Annotated in this window: 14 protein-coding genes and 1 pseudogene; 8 read left to right on the top strand and 7 right to left on the bottom strand. The window is 67.0% G+C overall.

Annotated features, from left to right (window positions below; genetic code table 11):
- Window position 1 precedes the first annotated feature (1 nt).
- Genes ACZK4H_RS07300 through ACZK4H_RS07290 form a run of 3 tightly spaced genes read right to left on the bottom strand, consistent with a single transcriptional unit; the run spans window position 2 to window position 3,011 of the window.
- Window positions 2–1,114 (bottom strand): ABC transporter permease, encoded by a 1,113-nt coding sequence (locus tag ACZK4H_RS07300; protein WP_099552707.1) that lies wholly within the window; start codon window positions 1,112–1,114, stop codon window positions 2–4.
- Window positions 1,111–2,034: an ABC transporter ATP-binding protein gene (locus tag ACZK4H_RS07295; RefSeq protein ID WP_099552708.1), complete on the bottom strand. Its 924-nt coding sequence runs from the start codon at window positions 2,032–2,034 to the stop codon at window positions 1,111–1,113. The genes ACZK4H_RS07300 and ACZK4H_RS07295 overlap by 4 nt, the downstream gene beginning before the upstream one ends.
- A 20-nt stretch (window positions 2,035–2,054) precedes the next feature.
- Window positions 2,055–3,011 (bottom strand): HlyD family secretion protein, encoded by a 957-nt coding sequence (locus ACZK4H_RS07290; RefSeq protein WP_099552709.1) that lies wholly within the window; start codon window positions 3,009–3,011, stop codon window positions 2,055–2,057.
- 441 nt (window positions 3,012–3,452) lie between these two features.
- On the opposite strand from ACZK4H_RS07290, the gene ACZK4H_RS07285 reads away from it, so the two are divergent.
- From ACZK4H_RS07285 to ACZK4H_RS07250, 8 genes and pseudogenes are all read left to right on the top strand, one after another.
- Entirely contained in the window at window positions 3,453–4,439 is a 987-nt protein-coding gene (locus ACZK4H_RS07285) for a PhoH family protein (protein WP_099552710.1), read from the top strand.
- Window positions 4,436–4,921 (top strand): rRNA maturation RNase YbeY, encoded by a 486-nt coding sequence (ybeY, locus tag ACZK4H_RS07280; protein ID WP_032130232.1) that lies wholly within the window; start codon window positions 4,436–4,438, stop codon window positions 4,919–4,921. Before ACZK4H_RS07285 ends, ybeY begins: the two co-directional genes overlap by 4 nt.
- A 48-nt stretch (window positions 4,922–4,969) precedes the next feature.
- On the top strand, window positions 4,970–5,578 hold the full coding sequence (locus ACZK4H_RS07275; RefSeq protein ID WP_099552711.1) for a hypothetical protein: 609 nt from the start codon (window positions 4,970–4,972) through the stop codon (window positions 5,576–5,578).
- 75 nt (window positions 5,579–5,653) lie between these two features.
- A pseudogene (locus ACZK4H_RS07270) lies at window positions 5,654–6,261 on the top strand (hypothetical protein).
- The gene (locus ACZK4H_RS07265; protein ID WP_099552722.1) at window positions 6,261–6,848 is read left to right on the top strand and encodes a hypothetical protein; all 588 of its coding nucleotides are present in this window, start codon (window positions 6,261–6,263) and stop codon (window positions 6,846–6,848) included. The pseudogene ACZK4H_RS07270 and the gene ACZK4H_RS07265 overlap by 1 nt, the downstream one beginning before the upstream one ends.
- A gap of 64 nt (window positions 6,849–6,912) precedes the next feature.
- Window positions 6,913–7,794 (top strand): HlyC/CorC family transporter, encoded by an 882-nt coding sequence (locus ACZK4H_RS07260; protein WP_005408827.1) that lies wholly within the window; start codon window positions 6,913–6,915, stop codon window positions 7,792–7,794.
- Window positions 7,791–9,041, top strand: coding sequence for a lipoprotein N-acyltransferase Lnb domain-containing protein (locus tag ACZK4H_RS07255; protein WP_099552713.1), 1,251 nt, complete (start codon window positions 7,791–7,793; stop codon window positions 9,039–9,041). The genes ACZK4H_RS07260 and ACZK4H_RS07255 overlap by 4 nt, the downstream gene beginning before the upstream one ends.
- 6 nt (window positions 9,042–9,047) lie before the next feature.
- Window positions 9,048–10,070 (top strand): magnesium and cobalt transport protein CorA, encoded by a 1,023-nt coding sequence (locus ACZK4H_RS07250; protein WP_049431296.1) that lies wholly within the window; start codon window positions 9,048–9,050, stop codon window positions 10,068–10,070.
- Window positions 10,071–10,144: 74 nt separating this feature from the next.
- On the opposite strand, the gene ACZK4H_RS07245 is transcribed toward ACZK4H_RS07250, so the two are convergent.
- The 4 genes from ACZK4H_RS07245 to ACZK4H_RS07230 form a co-directional block, all read right to left on the bottom strand.
- Window positions 10,145–11,509, bottom strand: coding sequence for an NAD-dependent succinate-semialdehyde dehydrogenase (locus ACZK4H_RS07245; RefSeq protein ID WP_099552714.1), 1,365 nt, complete (start codon window positions 11,507–11,509; stop codon window positions 10,145–10,147).
- Between the two features lie 83 nt (window positions 11,510–11,592).
- Window positions 11,593–12,435, bottom strand: coding sequence for an ABC transporter permease subunit (locus tag ACZK4H_RS07240; protein ID WP_008267688.1), 843 nt, complete (start codon window positions 12,433–12,435; stop codon window positions 11,593–11,595).
- The gene (locus tag ACZK4H_RS07235; protein WP_099552715.1) at window positions 12,432–13,364 is read right to left on the bottom strand and encodes an ABC transporter permease subunit; all 933 of its coding nucleotides are present in this window, start codon (window positions 13,362–13,364) and stop codon (window positions 12,432–12,434) included. The genes ACZK4H_RS07240 and ACZK4H_RS07235 overlap by 4 nt, the downstream gene beginning before the upstream one ends.
- A complete protein-coding gene (locus tag ACZK4H_RS07230) occupies window positions 13,361–14,497 on the bottom strand; it encodes an ABC transporter ATP-binding protein (RefSeq protein ID WP_019337141.1) in 1,137 nt (378 codons plus the stop codon). The genes ACZK4H_RS07235 and ACZK4H_RS07230 overlap by 4 nt, the downstream gene beginning before the upstream one ends.
- Window positions 14,498–14,584: the final 87 nt, after the last annotated feature.

The raw sequence follows: 14,584 nt of genomic DNA, 5'->3' as shown, positions 1-14,584 counted from the left end.
CTCAATCCAGCCGCTTGCGGAAACGCAGGATCGCCAGCGTCATCATCACCACGATGAAGGCCAGCAGCGCCAGCGCGTCGTGCCATAGTTCCCACAGCGAGGCGCCGCGCAGCATGATGCCGCGCACCAGGCGCAGGAAGTGGGTCAGCGGCAGCACTTCGGCCAGCCACTGCACCGGCCGCGGCATGCCCGCGAACGGGAACATGAAGCCCGACAGCAGGATCGACGGCAGGAACAGGAACAACGTCATCTGCATCGCTTGGAACTGCGAGCGAGCGCGCGTGGAAATCAGCAGGCCCAGCGCCAGGTTGGCCAGCACCAGCAGTACCGCAGCCAGGTAGATATCGAGCAGGCTGCCGCGGATCGGCACCTGGAACAGCCAGGTGCCCAGCACCAGCACCAGGGTGGTCTGCAGCAGGCCAATGGCCGCATAGGGCAGCACCTTGCCGACCATCAGTTCGCTGCGCGACACCGGCGTGGCGATCAGCAGTTCCATGTTGCCGCGCTCGCGCTCACGCACCACCGCCACGGCCGTGAACATCACCAGGGTCATGGTCAGGATCACCCCGATCAGGCCCGGCACGATGTTCACCGCCGAGCGCCGCTGCGGGTTGTAGAAGCTGGTCACGCTGATTGGACCACCGGCGATGCTGCCTTCGCGCAGCGGCCGCGTGTTGCTGGTCGGGCGCGTCTCCAGCGGCACCTGCGCCAGCTGGATCGCCGCGCTCTGCACCACGGTGTCGCTGCCATCGACCAGCACCTGTACCGCTTCGCGCCCATCGAAACGGCGACGCTCGAAATCGGCCGGCACCACGATGCCAACGCTGATCTCGCCCCGGCGCAGCGCCTGCATCAGCTGGTCAGGCGTATAGGCTTCGCTGCGCGGCGTGACCACCCCCGTGGCGACCATGTCCTGCACCAGCGCGCGCGAGGCCGCACTGTTGGCCTGGTCGGCGACACCGGCATCGAGGTGGCGCAGGTTGAGATTGATCGCATAGCCGAACAACAGCAGCTGCATCACCGGAATGCCGACGATCATCGCCAGCGTGATGCGGTCGCGGCGCAGCTGGCGCAGCTCCTTGAGCATGATCGCCCACAGCCGGCGCAGGTTCATGCTGCTGGCTCCCTGCCACGGCCGCGGGTGGCAGCGACGAACACGTCTTCCAGGTTCGGGGCCACCGCATCGATGCGGGCCCGCGGATCGGCACCAGCCAATGCGTGGTGCAACGTGGGCATGTCGGCCGCGCCTTCACTGCACAGTACGCGCAGCTGCGTGCCGATCTGTGCCACGCTCAGCACGCCAGGCAGTTCGGCCAGCGCGCGGCTGGCCTGGCGCGGCTGCGCCGACGTGACCTGCAACGTGCGGCCGTCCAGCCGTGCGCAGAGTTCGGCCGGCGTGCCATCGGCAACCAGCGCGCCTCGATCGAGGATCGCCAGCCGGTGGCAGCGCTCGGCTTCGTCCATGTAGTGGGTCGACACCAGCACCGTGGTGCCCGCATCAGCCAGCTCGAACAGGGCCTCCCAGAAATCGCGGCGCGATTCCGGATCGACCGCGCTGGTCGGCTCGTCCAGGAACAGCAGTTCGGGCGAATGCACCACGGCACCCGCCAGGGCGAGGCGCTGCTTCTGCCCACCACTGAGCGTGCCGGCCAGCTGCGGCTGCCGATCCTGCAGCCGGTACTGCTGCAGCAGTGCATCGACGCGCTGCCGCGCCTGCGTGCGCGGCATGTCCTGGATGGCGGCGAGGAACTCCAGGTTCTCGCGCACCGACAGGTCTTCATACAACGAGAAACGCTGGGTCATGTAGCCGATGCGCCGGCGCAGCGCTTCGGCCTGCTCCGGCACGGCCAGGCCCAGTACCTCAATCTGGCCGGCACTCGGTTCCAGCAGGCCGCACAGCATGCGGATGGTGGTCGACTTGCCCGACCCGTTCGGACCCAGAAAGCCATACACCTGTCCGCGCGGTACGGTCAGGTCGACGTTGTCCACGGCCAGCAGGTCGCCAAAGCGGCGGGTCAGGCCCTGCGCATGCACCGCAATGTCGTCACCGGTGTTCAGAAGCTCACCTGTACCGGCATTCCCGCCGGCAGCTTCTGCATGTCGGCGGCGTCGTCCACTTCGATCTCGGCGAGGTAGCTAAGGCGTGCGGCGTCGTCACCGGTCAATGCGTAGTACGGAGTAAACGAAGGCTCGCTGCGGATCGAGCGCACATGCCCCTTCAACGCAACGCCTTGCCCTTCCAGATGCACCTGCGCGGCCTGCCCGACCTTGACCTGCAACCGCAATGGCTGCGGCAGGTAGACGCGCGCATAGGGACGCTCGCCGACCAGCATCACCGCCAGCGGTGCGCCGATCGGCGCCTGGTCGCCCTGCCGGTAGGGCAAGGCATCGACGACGCCATCGCGGGGCGCGCGCAGCTGCAGCTTCTGCAGGTTGACGCCCTGCACCGCCTGCTGCGCCTGCGCGGCGTCAGCCGCAGCCTTGCCCTGGGCGATGTCCTGCGCCCGGCTGCCATGCACCAGCTCCAGCCAGGCCTGCTCGGCGGCACGCGCACTGGCTTCGGCATTGCCGGCCGCAGCCCGTGCGCGGTCCAGCTCGGCGGCGGCGACCAGGCGCTGGCGTGCCAGCGGTTGCACGCGGCGGTAGTAGGCACTGGCTTCGGCAGACTGCGCCCGTAACGCGGCCAGCTGTGCCTGGGCCTGTGCGATCTGTTCCGGGCGCGGCCCGATCTTCAATTCCTCCAGCTGCGCCTGCGCGCGCACCGTGTCGGCCTGGGCGGCGGCAAACTGCGCATCGCCGCGCGCCGGGTCGAGCTGCATCAGCACGGTACCGGCCGTGACCTGCTGGCCCTCGCGCACATCCACCGTAGCGATCACCTCGGCCGCCGGTGCCGGCACTGTGATCCGGTCCCACTCCAGTGTCCCCAGTGCAACCGGAGGCGCCTTGCCACAGCCTGCCAGCAGGGCAAGGCCTGCCAGTCCGATCCCACGTGTCCAGCTACCGGTGTCCATGCCATCCCCTCCTGCGACGGCGCCACGGTGCCATGCGCCCCGTGCACCCACAATGATTGCAATCAGCCATGGTGTTTTTTTCACCGCCGGCTGCCCGGCCTTTTACCGCAAGGCTCTGCGCCACCTATCCACAGCTTGGTTCAGCATCATTCCACAGCCGGTGTGGAAAACCGGCAGGCGGTGTCCGTGTTGGGTGCCTGGCAGCGGAACATGCGCTGCCGTCACACGGGCCGACCGACCGTGACGGTTTTTTCACCACCACCTCATGGTCCTTGTGGCACAAGCACTGCGAGGGCCTATCCACAGGTTTTCGCGCACCCCGTCCACACCGGGTGTGGAAAACCGCGTATCGGCCCGCTGCTGGCCGCGCGCCCCGTGCGCGCGCTACCCTTGTCTCCCCTGAATACACTGCGGTGGAAGGCGTCCGCCCCACCCGAAGCAATGAAAAGCATCGAGCATCGAGACTTCACCCTGTCGCCGGAAGACAACGAACGGCTGGCCAACCTGTGTGGCCCGTTCGACGGTCATCTGCGGCAGATCGAACTGAAACTCGGCGTGGAAATCGCCAACCGTGGCTTCGTGTTCCGCATCAGCGGGCCGAACGAGGCCATCGTCGAGGCGCAGAAGCTGGTCGAGGCACTTTACGCCGAGACCACCGAGACCACCTTCGACAACCACGCCATCCACCTGCGCCTGGCGCAGGCCAATGTCGAGCAGATCGCCGAGCGCTCCTACGAAGCACAGGAGGTGGCGATCAAGGTCAAGCGCGGCACGGTACGTGGGCGCGGTGCCAACCAGGCCCGCTACCTGCACCAGATCGCTACCCACGACATCAACTTCGGCATCGGCCCGGCCGGCACCGGCAAGACCTTCCTGGCCGTGGCCAGCGCAGTCGAAGCACTGAACGAATCGCGGGTGCAGCGGCTGATCCTGGTCCGCCCCGCAGTGGAAGCCGGCGAGAAGCTGGGCTTCCTGCCCGGCGACCTGAGCCAGAAGGTCGATCCCTACCTGCGACCGCTGTACGACGCCCTGTACGAGATGATGGGCGTGGAGAAGGTGGTCAAGCTGCTGGAGAAGAACGTCATCGAGATCGCGCCGCTGGCCTACATGCGCGGCCGCACGCTCAACGATGCGTTCGTGATCCTGGACGAAGCACAGAACACCACCATCGAGCAGATGAAGATGTTCCTGACCCGCCTGGGCTACGGATCCACCGCGGTGGTCACCGGCGACCTGACCCAGACCGATCTGCCCAAGCACGTGAAGTCCGGCCTGCGCGACGCCATCGACGTGCTGCGCGAGGTCGAGGGTGTCAGCTTCACCTTCTTCGAATCCCGTGACGTGGTCCGCCACCCGCTGGTCGCGCGCATCGTCAGCGCCTACGACCGCCGCGACCTGCATCAGATCCAACCTGGAGCAACTCCATGACCCGTGGTCCCGTGCGACTGGACGTCGCCGTCAGTTATGCCCTGCCGCGTGCCGGCCTGCCGGCGGCAGTGAGTTTCCGCAAGTGGGTGGCCGCCGCGTTGAAGGGCCGCATCCGCGAGGCCGATCTGGCCATCCGCGTGGTCGATGCCAAGGAAGGACAGTCGTTGAACCGCCATTACCGCGGCAAGGACTACGCCACCAACGTGCTCAGCTTCCCGGCCGAAGTGCCCGAAGGCCTGCCCAAGGGCGTCAAGTTCCCGCTGCTGGGTGACCTGGTGATCTGTGCTCCGGTCGTGGCACGGGAGGCCGACGAACAGGGCAAGGCGCTCAATGCCCATTACGCGCATCTGACCGTACACGGCGTGCTGCACCTGCTTGGCTGGGACCACGAGGACGACAAGGAAGCCGAGGCGATGGAGCAGCTGGAACGGGAGATCCTGGCCGAGCTGGGCATCGCCGACCCCTACGCCGGCGAGCGCTGACACCGGGCCCTGTTCCGAGCCCACGCACTCACGGAAGAGGAGCGCAGCATGACCCTGCCCGCACTTGTGCTTGCCGCGCTACTGCAGTCCGGGGCAGGCCTGATGCCCGATCCTGACCGTCCCTCACCGTTCCCCACCAGCGACAGCGAGGCCGACATCGCCGCAAAGATCGCCGAACTACGGGCGTTCTTCGGCAGCAGCGAGCGCGACACCCGCAACATCGTCGCCACTGCCCAGCAACGGGCACTGATCGAGCGCTTGGAAGCGCGGCACGCGGCACGTCTGGCCGGCATCTGGGTGGACAATGCGAGGGGCTGGAACGTTGTCGTGCGACTGGCAGGCGCCGCACCCGAGGCCGATGAGACACATCCAGGGGCGGATGGCCCGCAACGTGTGCGCTACATCACCGGCGCCGCGATGACCGAAGCGGAGATGACGCGCCGCCTGCGCGCACAGCGGGACTGGTTGCGGGCCCAGCTGCCTGACCTGTTCGGCTATGGCCTGGATGTCACGACCGGGGAGCTGGAGGTGGAGCTGCGGGATACCCCAGCCAACCGCGCGACGGCGGCGGCCGTGCGTGACCACCTGCAGGCGCGACTGGGCTACCCGGTCAGGCTGCGCTGGTACCCGGCGGCCACGCGCTGGAATCCGCCCTGACTGCGCCACGGCTGGAGTGTCAGCCCATGCGCTGAGCTACTGTTCAACACCGGCCAGGACGCGGAAGGAAAAAGGATGAACCCAGGGAACAGCTTCACGACGTTTGCGATGGGCGCCGGCCTGTTCGCCACCCTGCTGGTGCTGGGCGCTTACACCGTGCGCCGCCTCAGCGCCCGCGACCCGAGCGGCAGGCACTGGCTGCTGCGCAGCCTGGCCCTGCTCTCGCCCGTGTGCCTGCTGGCCGGGCTGGCGATCGGCATGATCGGCCCCCACCTCACAGATAGAGCGGAACCCGCCCACCTGCCCGGGCTGTGGGAAACTCGATGGTACTGGTACTGGTCGGTGCCTTGACCCTGCCGGTGCTGTGGCGAACGCTGCTGCAGCAGCGGCTTGGCAGGCCGGTCAACGCGCTCCCGTTCTTCCATGCCAGCCGCACCTCGCTGCTGGTGCTGTTCGTGCTGGCCGTGATCTACATGAAAGTGGGCAGGACCGCCGCAGCGGAACTGATGCCCTGGCTGACCAGCCCGGGCCTGTGGCCGGCGGTGGCGCGCATCGCGGGGCAATCGATGCAGGTCGCCATGCTTGCGGTCGTGCTGACCCTCTCACTGATGGTCGTGCGGCTGGCGATGACCGGTTTCCTGCGCCTTCCCAGCGGGCTGTTCAGGCGCTCGCCGGGGCTATGATGGCGGCCCTTCGCCTGCGGAAACCGACCGTGTCACTGCGCTGCTGCCTGCCCCTGCTCTGTGCCCTCGCCGCTCCCTCCGCCTTCGCCTCCAGCCTGGACCTCCCGGCCCTGATCGAATGCCGCCAGGGCGTGGCCGACCAGGCCGCGCTGGCACCATTGCTGTCCGACCCGCTCAAGGCCGTGGCCCAGGGCCTGCAGCCGCTGCCGCAGGGCAACCAGTTCATGAGCGAATACCGGTTGGCCCAGCCGATCAGCGTATTCGGCGTGAACACCGAGCGGGTGGCGGTGGCGGGCGCCAGCGTCATGGCCGTCCTCGACCAGGCCGACCCACGCCCGCTGGCCAAGCGCCTGGCCCTGGAGACGGGCTACGACCAGGACGGCAAGTTCATGGCCGGCCGCGAGGTGGTCAGCCGCGATGTGACCGACCCGAGGACCGGCGAGGCCCAGATCGAGTCGATCATCCTCAGTGTCTCCACCGTGGCCTCCCACCCCGGCAAGACCCTGGCCGGCTGCACCTACAGCCTGGATCTGCCCGAGGAAGCGGCAGCCCCGGGCTCCCCTGCCCCGGCCACCAGCAGTCACTGACAGGCCGCCACATCCTGCTAGACTTGGGCCAACGCCCGGCCTGCCGGGTGCCTTTTTTCCAGAGATGTCAGAAGACGACAGTAGTAGCTCCCCTGCGGAGCACAGTGAAAAGAAGCGCGGCTGGCTTGAACGCCTGACCTCCGCCTTCTCCGGCGAACCCCATACCCGCGACGAGCTGGTCGCTGTCCTGCACACCGCGCAGGAGGAGGGCCTGATCGCCGCCGATACCCTGAAGATGATGGAAGGCGCCATTTCGGTGGCCGAGCTGACCGTGGGCGACGTGATGATCTCGCGCTCGCAGATGGTCTCGCTGCCGGTCGAAGCACCCTTCCTGGAACTGATGAAGCAGGTGGTCGAATCCGGCCATTCGCGCTTCCCGGTGCACGGCGAGAACAAGGACGACATCCTCGGCATCCTGCTGGCCAAGGACCTGCTGCGCGGCGTGGTTGCCGACAACGGCCCGGCCAACGTGCGTGAGCTGCTGCGCCCGGCGGTACTGATCCCGGAGGCGAAGAAGCTCAACGTGCTGCTGAAGGAGTTCCGCCTGTCGCGCAACCACATGGCCATCGTGGTGGACGAGTACGGCGGTGTCGCCGGCCTGGTCACCATCGAGGACGTGCTGGAACAGATCGTCGGCGAGATCGACGACGAGCATGACGAGGCCGAGGATCCGTCGGCGCAGATCGCGATCCAGTCCGACGGCCAGTACGTGGTCGACGCACTGACCCCGATCGGCGACTTCAACGAACGCTTCGGTGCCACCTTCTCCGACGAGGACTACGACACCATCGGTGGCCTGGTCACCGAGGCCGTGGGCCACCTGCCGGAAGTCGGCGACGAACTGGCGCTGGACCGCTTCATGTTCCGCGTGGCCCGCGCCGATGCGCGCCGGGTGCAGGCCTTCCATGTGACCGTGCTGCCGCCGGACGCGCAGGACGACGCTTGAAGCGCCGCGGCCTGATCCTGACGCTGTGGCTGGCACTGTGGGTGCTGGCCATGGCCCTGCCGCTGGCCGCGTTCGCGCAGCCGGCGGCGGCCACACCTGCAGCGTCCATCGCAAGCGCCGAGTCCCCTGCGCCTCGTATCGGCGTGGTGACCATGCAACCGGGCACGGTGTTCTTCGAGCGATTCGGCCATGACGCCATCGTCGTGGTCGATCCGCTCAGCGGTGAAGCGACCTCGTACAACTTCGGCTACTTCGATCCGTCCGAAGACGATTTCATCAGCCGCTTCGCACGCGGCGACATGATGTACTACCTGGTGGCGCTGCCGCTGCAGCAGGACCTGTCCTACTACGACGAGACCGGCCGTGGCGCCAGCGTGCAGTGGCTGGACCTGCGCCCGGACCAGGCCCGCTCGCTGGCCGCCGACCTGGCCGAACGGGCCAAGCCGGAAAACGCGCGGTACCACTACGATTACTACACCGCCAACTGCGCCACGATGGTGCGCGACACGGTGGACAAGGCACTGGGTGGCGGCCTGCAGTCGCAGCTGGCCGGTCGCTCGCGCGGCAACACCTACCGCAGCGAGTCGGTGCGCCTCGCCTCGCCGGCCCCGTGGATGTGGCTGGGCTTCGACGTCGGCCTGGGGCCGTTCGCCGACCAGCCACTGTCGCGCTGGCAGGAGGCGTTTGTGCCGATGCGCCTGGCCGATGCCCTGCGCCAGGCGCGCAACAGCGATGGCCGGCCGCTGGTGCAGTCCGAACAGGAACTGCTGCCGCACCGCATCGCCCCGGAGCCGAAGGAGTTCGCGCGCCGTTGGTGGCCGTGGCTGCTGTGCGGCCTGGTGATCGCCGCCGGCGTGCTGGCGCTGCGCCGCCGTCCGCGCCTGCTGGCCGGGCTGGCGTTGCCGTTCTGGCTGTTGTGTGCCCTGTTCGGCGGCGTGCTGGTGTTCCTGTGGGGCTTCAGCATCCACTACGCCGCGTGGGCCAACCGCAACCTGCTGCTGCTTTCGCCACTGGCCGTGCTGCTGCTGCCGGGTGCGATCGCCCTGCTGCGCCGGCGCGTGCCGGGCCGCATGTTCAGGGTGGTGCTGTGGCTGCTGGCAGTGCAGGCCGTGGCCGCGCTGGTGCTGCACTGGCTGAGCCTGCAGGCGCAGTACAACGTGCAGTGGATCGTGCTGCTGCTGCCGGTGCACGTCGCCCTGGCGTGGGTGCTGGCGCGTCGTCCTCACTTGTCCGAAACACGGCCCTGACGCACGATGGCGGGCATGTCATTGCCCGCCTCCGCTTCCGCCCCGGCTTCGGCCAACCCTACCTGCGTCATCAACTGCGTCCACTACGATGACGAAGGCAAGCGCCACGACATCAGCCTGGACGCCATCAGCGATGTCATTGCCAGTGGCAACGGCTTCGTCTGGGTCGGCCTGTACGACCCCAATGAAGACGTGCTGTTGAAACTGCAGGAAGAATTCTGCCTGCACGACCTGGCCATCGAGGATGCGCGCAATGCGCACCAGCGGCCCAAGGTCGAGACCTACGGCAATTCGCTGTTCGTGGTGGTGACCACCGCGCAGATGGTCGACGAACGCATCCAGTATGGCGAAACCCATGCCTTCCTCGGCCCGCGCTTCCTGGTGACGGTGCGCCACGGTGCCTCGTTGTCCTACGCCCCGGTACGTGCGCGCGTGGAGCGCGAGCCGCAGCTGCTGAAGATGGGCCCGTCGTACTGCCTGTACGCGGTGACCGACTTCGTGGTCGACAACTACCTGCCGATCGTGCACCGCTTCCGCGACACCCTGGACCTGCTGGAAAAGGACATCTTCGCCGACACCTACAAGCGCAGCACGGTGGTGCGGCTGTACGAGCTCAAGCGCGAACTGAACAAGATGCGCATGGCGGTGGCACCGCTGCAGGATGTGCTGGCCCAGATCCGCCGCTACCAGGGCGATCTGATTCCCGACGAAGTGAAGCTGTACGTGCGTGATGTGCATGACCATGCGGTACGCATCAGCGATGTGATCGACACTCTGCGCGAGATGCTGGGCACCGCGCTGAGCGTGAACCTGTCGCTGGTGACACTGGCGCAGGGCGAGACGGTGAAACGACTGGGTGCCTGGGCTGCACTGCTGGCCGCGCCGACGCTGATCACCAGCTGGTACGGCATGAACTTCAGCCACATGCCGGAGCTGAGTGAGCCGTGGTCGTACCCGCTGATGATCGTTGGCGTGGGCGGTGTGTGCGTGGGGTTGTACCGGTTGTTCAAGCGGGCCAAATGGTTGTGACCCGCTTCTGGTAGTGCCGGCCGCTGGCCGGCAACCAGGCAATGCCGGCCAGCGGCCGGCACTGCCGTTCGGCATCAAGCCACGTAGACGGTCTTGATGTTCATGAACTCATGGATGCCGTGGTCGGCCAGTTCGCGACCGAAACCCGACTGCTTGCTGCCACCGAACGGCAGCCGCGCATCACTCTTGACGATGGCGTTGACGAATGCCGCACCGCATTCCATGCGCTGGGCAAACCCTTCGCCGCGCACCGGGTCGCCGGTCCACACGCTGCCGCCCAGGCCGAAGCGGGTGTCGTTGGCCACGTGCAGCGCTTCGGCTTCATCCTTGACCCGGATCACCGCCGCAACTGGTCCAAACAGTTCCTCGTCGTAGGCCGGCATGCCAGGACCCACCTGGTCGAGCACCGTGGCCGGATAGCCGGCATGGGTGCCGGCAATCGGCTCGCCGCCGATCAGCACCCGCGCGCCCTTGGCCACGCTGGCCTGCACCTGCTTGTGCAGTTCGTCGCGCAGGTCGGCGCGCGCCATTGGCGCCAGCGTGGTGCCCCGCTCATCAGGATCGCCGTACTGGCGCTCTGCCGCCGCTTCCACAAAGCGACGGGTGAATTCATCGGCCACCGCCTCGACCACGATGAAGCGCTTGGCCGCGATGCAGGTCTGGCCGCTGTTGTCGAAACGTGACTTCACTGCCGCCGCCACGGTCTTGTCGAGATCGGCATCGTCGAGTACCACGAAGGCGTCACTACCACCCAGCTCCATCACCGACTTCTTCAACTGGCTGCCGGCGTTGGAAGCGATCGAGCGCCCTGCCCGCTCGCTGCCGGTCAGCGTCACCGCCTTCACCCGTGCGTCGCGCAGCAGCTCGGCAGCCTGGTCGTTGTCGATGTGCAGCACGTCGAACACACCATCGGGTAGACCCCCGTCACGGCACACGGCCAGGATCAGGTCGGCGCACTGCGGTACGTTGCTGGCGTGTTTCAGCAGGGCCACGTTGCCGGCCATGAACGCCGGGGCCAGGAAGCGGAACACCTGCCAGATCGGGAAATTCCATGGCATCACCGCGAACACGCAGCCGATCGGCTCGTAGCGCACGTAGCTGCGCTGGGCTTCGGTGTCGATCAGCTGCGGCTTGAGATAGTCGGCTGCGTGGTCGGCGTAGTACTCGCAGGCGGCAGCGCACTTGTCGACCTCGGCCAGCGCCTCGGCCTTGAGCTTGCCCATCTCGTGGGTCATCGCCTGCTGCAGATCGTCGCGGCGCGTGCGCAGCTGCTCGGCGATCCGGCGCAGGATGGCACCACGATCCTGCAGCGAGTGGTCGGCCCAGCCGGGGAAGGCATCGGCAGCGGCCTGCAGGCGCTGCTCGATATCGGCAGCGCCCATCAGTTCATGGCGGTAGGTCACCTGGCCGGTGGCCGGGTCGACGATCTCGACGGTCATGGGGGATCTCCCTCTGGAAGACCCCCATTGTGCGCCGCCGGCCGTGAGCCGGGTGTTGCCGGCACTGTCGACAAACCGTGTGCTCAGCCGTTGTCCTGGCGTGCCAGCTGCAGGTCGCGCTGGCGCCGCTTCTCCGCACGCGCATTGATGTACCAGCCGATCACTGCGGCGATCGACACCGCCGACACCAGCAGCGTGGCCAACGCGTTGATCTTCGGGCTGATGCCCATGCGCACCGAGGCAAACACCTTCATCGGCAACGTGGTCGAACCCGGTGTGGCGACGAAACTCGCCACCACCACGTCATCCAGCGACAGGGTGAAGGCCAGCAGCCAGCCCGCCACCAGCGCCGGCGCGATGATCGGCAGGGTGATGCGGCCGAACACAGTCAGCCGGCTCGCGCCCAGGTCCATCGCCGCTTCTTCCAGCGACAGGTCCATTTCCTGCAGGCGCGAGGACACCACCACGGTGACGAAGCACAGGGTGAAGGTGACGTGGGCGATCCAGATGGTGGTCAGGCCGCGTGCCGGGAACCCGGGAATCGCGCCCATCGAAGCCAGCAGCGCCATCAGCGAGAAGCCGAGGATCACATCCGGCATCACCAGCGGCGCGGTCACCAGCGCGCCGAACAGCGGCTTGCCACGGAAGCGCTTGAAGCGGGTCATCACCATCGCCGCCAGCGTACCCAGCACGGTGGCGGTGCAGGCGGTCCAGAACGCCACCACCAGGCTGGTCCACATCGCGTCCATCAGCGCGCGGTCGGCGAACAGGTCGCTGTAGGCGCGGGTGGAGAACCCGGCCCAGACCATCGCCAGCCGCGAGCTGTTGAACGAGTAGAACATCAGCAGCAGGATCGGCAGGTACAGGAAGGCGAAGCCGAGCAGCAGCACGCCCAGCCCCAGGCCCTTGGCGCTACGCGGGCTCATGCCTGCTTCCCTTCCAGCAGGCGCTGCTGGGAACGGTTGAACAGCAGGATCGGCACCAGCAGCAACAGGATCATCGCCACCGCCATCGCCGAGGCGCCCGGCCAGTTGCGATTGTTGAAGAACTCGTTCCACAGCTGGCGGCCGACCATCAGCGTTTCCGAGCCGCCCAGCATTTCCGGGATCACGAATTCACCGATGGCCGGAATCATCACCAGCATGCAGCCGGCGATGATGCCCGCCTTCGACAGCGGCAGGGTAATGCGCAGGAACGCCTGCCACGGCTTGGCACCGAGGTCGTAGGCCGCTTCCAGCAGCCGGTGGTCATGCTTGACCAGGTTGGCGTACAGCGGCAGCACCATGAACGGCAGGTAGCAGTAGACGATGCCGATATAGGCGGCGGTCGGCGTATCGATCAGCTGCAGCTTGGGCAGGCCCAGGCTGGTCATCAGCGTCTGCAGGCCGGTGAACTGCAGGAACTGGTCGAGCAGGCCGTTGCGGTCCAGGATCGCCTTCCACGCATACACGCGGATCAGGAACGAGGTCCACGAAGGCAGCACCACCAGCATCATCGCCACATTGCGCGCGGCCGGTGACAGGCGGGCGATGGCATAGGCCATCGGGTAGCCGATCAGCAGCGTCAGGAAAGTCGAGATCGCTGCGATCCTGATCGAGCTCAGGAAGGCCTGGGCATAGATCGAATCGCGGAACAGCGCCAGGTAGTTTTCCAGGTTCAGCTTCAGCGAGAAGCCGCCGTCCGCGTACTGCAGCAGCCAGGTGTACGGCGGCGAGCCGACCCGGCTGAGCGAGAAGCTGATCATCAGCACGATCAGGAACGGCACTGCGAAGAACAGCAGCAGCCACAGGTACGGAATGCCGATCACCGTGGCACGCAGCCCCGGCAGCCAGCGCTTCAGGCCGGCCGTGCTCATGAGGTCAGCACCACGCCGTCGTTGTCGCGCCAGTGCACCCACACCTCATCGCCCCAGGTGAGGCCATCGCTGGCCCAACGCTGCGAATTGGCGAAGTTGGCCAGTACCTTGGCGCCGCTGGGCAGGCGCACGTGGTAGACCGAATGGCTGCCGAAGTAGGCGATGTCCTCGATCACGCCCTGCGCTTTGTTGGTGTGCCCTTCCGGCTCGTCCTTGCCGATCATCACCTTCTCCGGGCGCAGCGCGAACGCGACCGGCTGACCTTCATAGCCGGTGATGCCATGGGCGATGTAGATCGGCGCCGGGAACAGCGGCGAGCGCACGGTGACGTACTCGGGCAGGTCCTCGTCGATCACACCGTCGAACAGGTTGACCGAACCGATGAACTCGGCGACGAAGCGGTTGGCCGGCTGCTCGTAGACCTCGTCGGGCTTGCCGACCTGCTGGATCCAGCCGGCATCCATCACCGCGATGCGGGTGGCCATGGTCATCGCTTCTTCCTGGTCGTGGGTGACCATCACGCAGGTCACGCCCGACGATTCGATGATGCTGACCAGTTCCAGCTGCATCTGCGAGCGCAGCTTCTTGTCCAGCGCGCCCATCGGCTCGTCCAGCAGCAGCAGCTTCGGCCCCTTGGCCAGCGACCGCGCCAGCGCCACGCGCTGCTGCTGGCCGCCGGACAGCTGGTGCGGCTTGCGCTTGCCCAGATGGCCCATCTGCACCAGGTCCAGCATCTCGCCGACACGCTTGCTGATCGCGTCCTTGCCCAGGCCGTCCTGTTTCAGGCCGAAGGCGATGTTCTGCTCGACCGTCATGTGCGGGAACAGGGCATAGGACTGGAACATCATGTTGACCGGCCGCTGGTACGGCGGCAGCGCGTCCAGGCGCTGGCCATCAAGGGTGATGCTGCCCTTGGTGGGTGTCTCGAAGCCGCCGAGGCAGCGCAGCAGGGTCGATTTGCCGCTGCCGGAGCCACCGAGCAGGGCAAAGATCTCGCCCTTGCGCACGTCCAGATTGACGTCGTCGACGGCGACAAAACCGTCGAATTCCTTGCGCAAATCACGAATGGAGAGATAGCCGGGCGCACCGGTCGTGTCGACGACGGCGGCTACCGGCTGGGCTTCAACGGGCATGGGGGCTCCGGGAGCGGGCGGTGGACAGCGGCCGCCATTCTAACGGCCGGGGGCCGCAGGGGATATGACGGCGACGGGCGGAAGCCG

Source organism: Stenotrophomonas sp. 78350_Sma, from assembly GCF_056482105.1.
Note: the sequence above shows the minus strand (reverse complement) of the source record. Positions and strands in the feature narration are given on the sequence as shown.

What these genes read in the sequence shown, in the direction of transcription:
- ACZK4H_RS07285 (WP_099552710.1), top strand. Translation starts at nt 3,453, where the DNA reads ATGAAAAGCATCGAGCATCGAGACTTCACCCTGTCGCCGGAAGACAAC.
- ACZK4H_RS07290 (WP_099552709.1), bottom strand. Translation starts at nt 3,011, where the DNA reads ATGGACACCGGTAGCTGGACACGTGGGATCGGACTGGCAGGCCTTGCC.
- ACZK4H_RS07235 (WP_099552715.1), bottom strand. Translation starts at nt 13,364, where the DNA reads ATGAGCACGGCCGGCCTGAAGCGCTGGCTGCCGGGGCTGCGTGCCACG.
- ybeY (WP_032130232.1), top strand. Translation starts at nt 4,436, where the DNA reads ATGACCCGTGGTCCCGTGCGACTGGACGTCGCCGTCAGTTATGCCCTG.
- ACZK4H_RS07240 (WP_008267688.1), bottom strand. Translation starts at nt 12,435, where the DNA reads ATGAGCCCGCGTAGCGCCAAGGGCCTGGGGCTGGGCGTGCTGCTGCTC.
- ACZK4H_RS07265 (WP_099552722.1), top strand. Translation starts at nt 6,261, where the DNA reads ATGGCGGCCCTTCGCCTGCGGAAACCGACCGTGTCACTGCGCTGCTGC.
- ACZK4H_RS07260 (WP_005408827.1), top strand. Translation starts at nt 6,913, where the DNA reads ATGTCAGAAGACGACAGTAGTAGCTCCCCTGCGGAGCACAGTGAAAAG.
- ACZK4H_RS07250 (WP_049431296.1), top strand. Translation starts at nt 9,048, where the DNA reads ATGGCGGGCATGTCATTGCCCGCCTCCGCTTCCGCCCCGGCTTCGGCC.
- ACZK4H_RS07245 (WP_099552714.1), bottom strand. Translation starts at nt 11,509, where the DNA reads ATGACCGTCGAGATCGTCGACCCGGCCACCGGCCAGGTGACCTACCGC.
- ACZK4H_RS07230 (WP_019337141.1), bottom strand. Translation starts at nt 14,497, where the DNA reads ATGCCCGTTGAAGCCCAGCCGGTAGCCGCCGTCGTCGACACGACCGGT.
- ACZK4H_RS07275 (WP_099552711.1), top strand. Translation starts at nt 4,970, where the DNA reads ATGACCCTGCCCGCACTTGTGCTTGCCGCGCTACTGCAGTCCGGGGCA.
- ACZK4H_RS07300 (WP_099552707.1), bottom strand. Translation starts at nt 1,114, where the DNA reads ATGAACCTGCGCCGGCTGTGGGCGATCATGCTCAAGGAGCTGCGCCAG.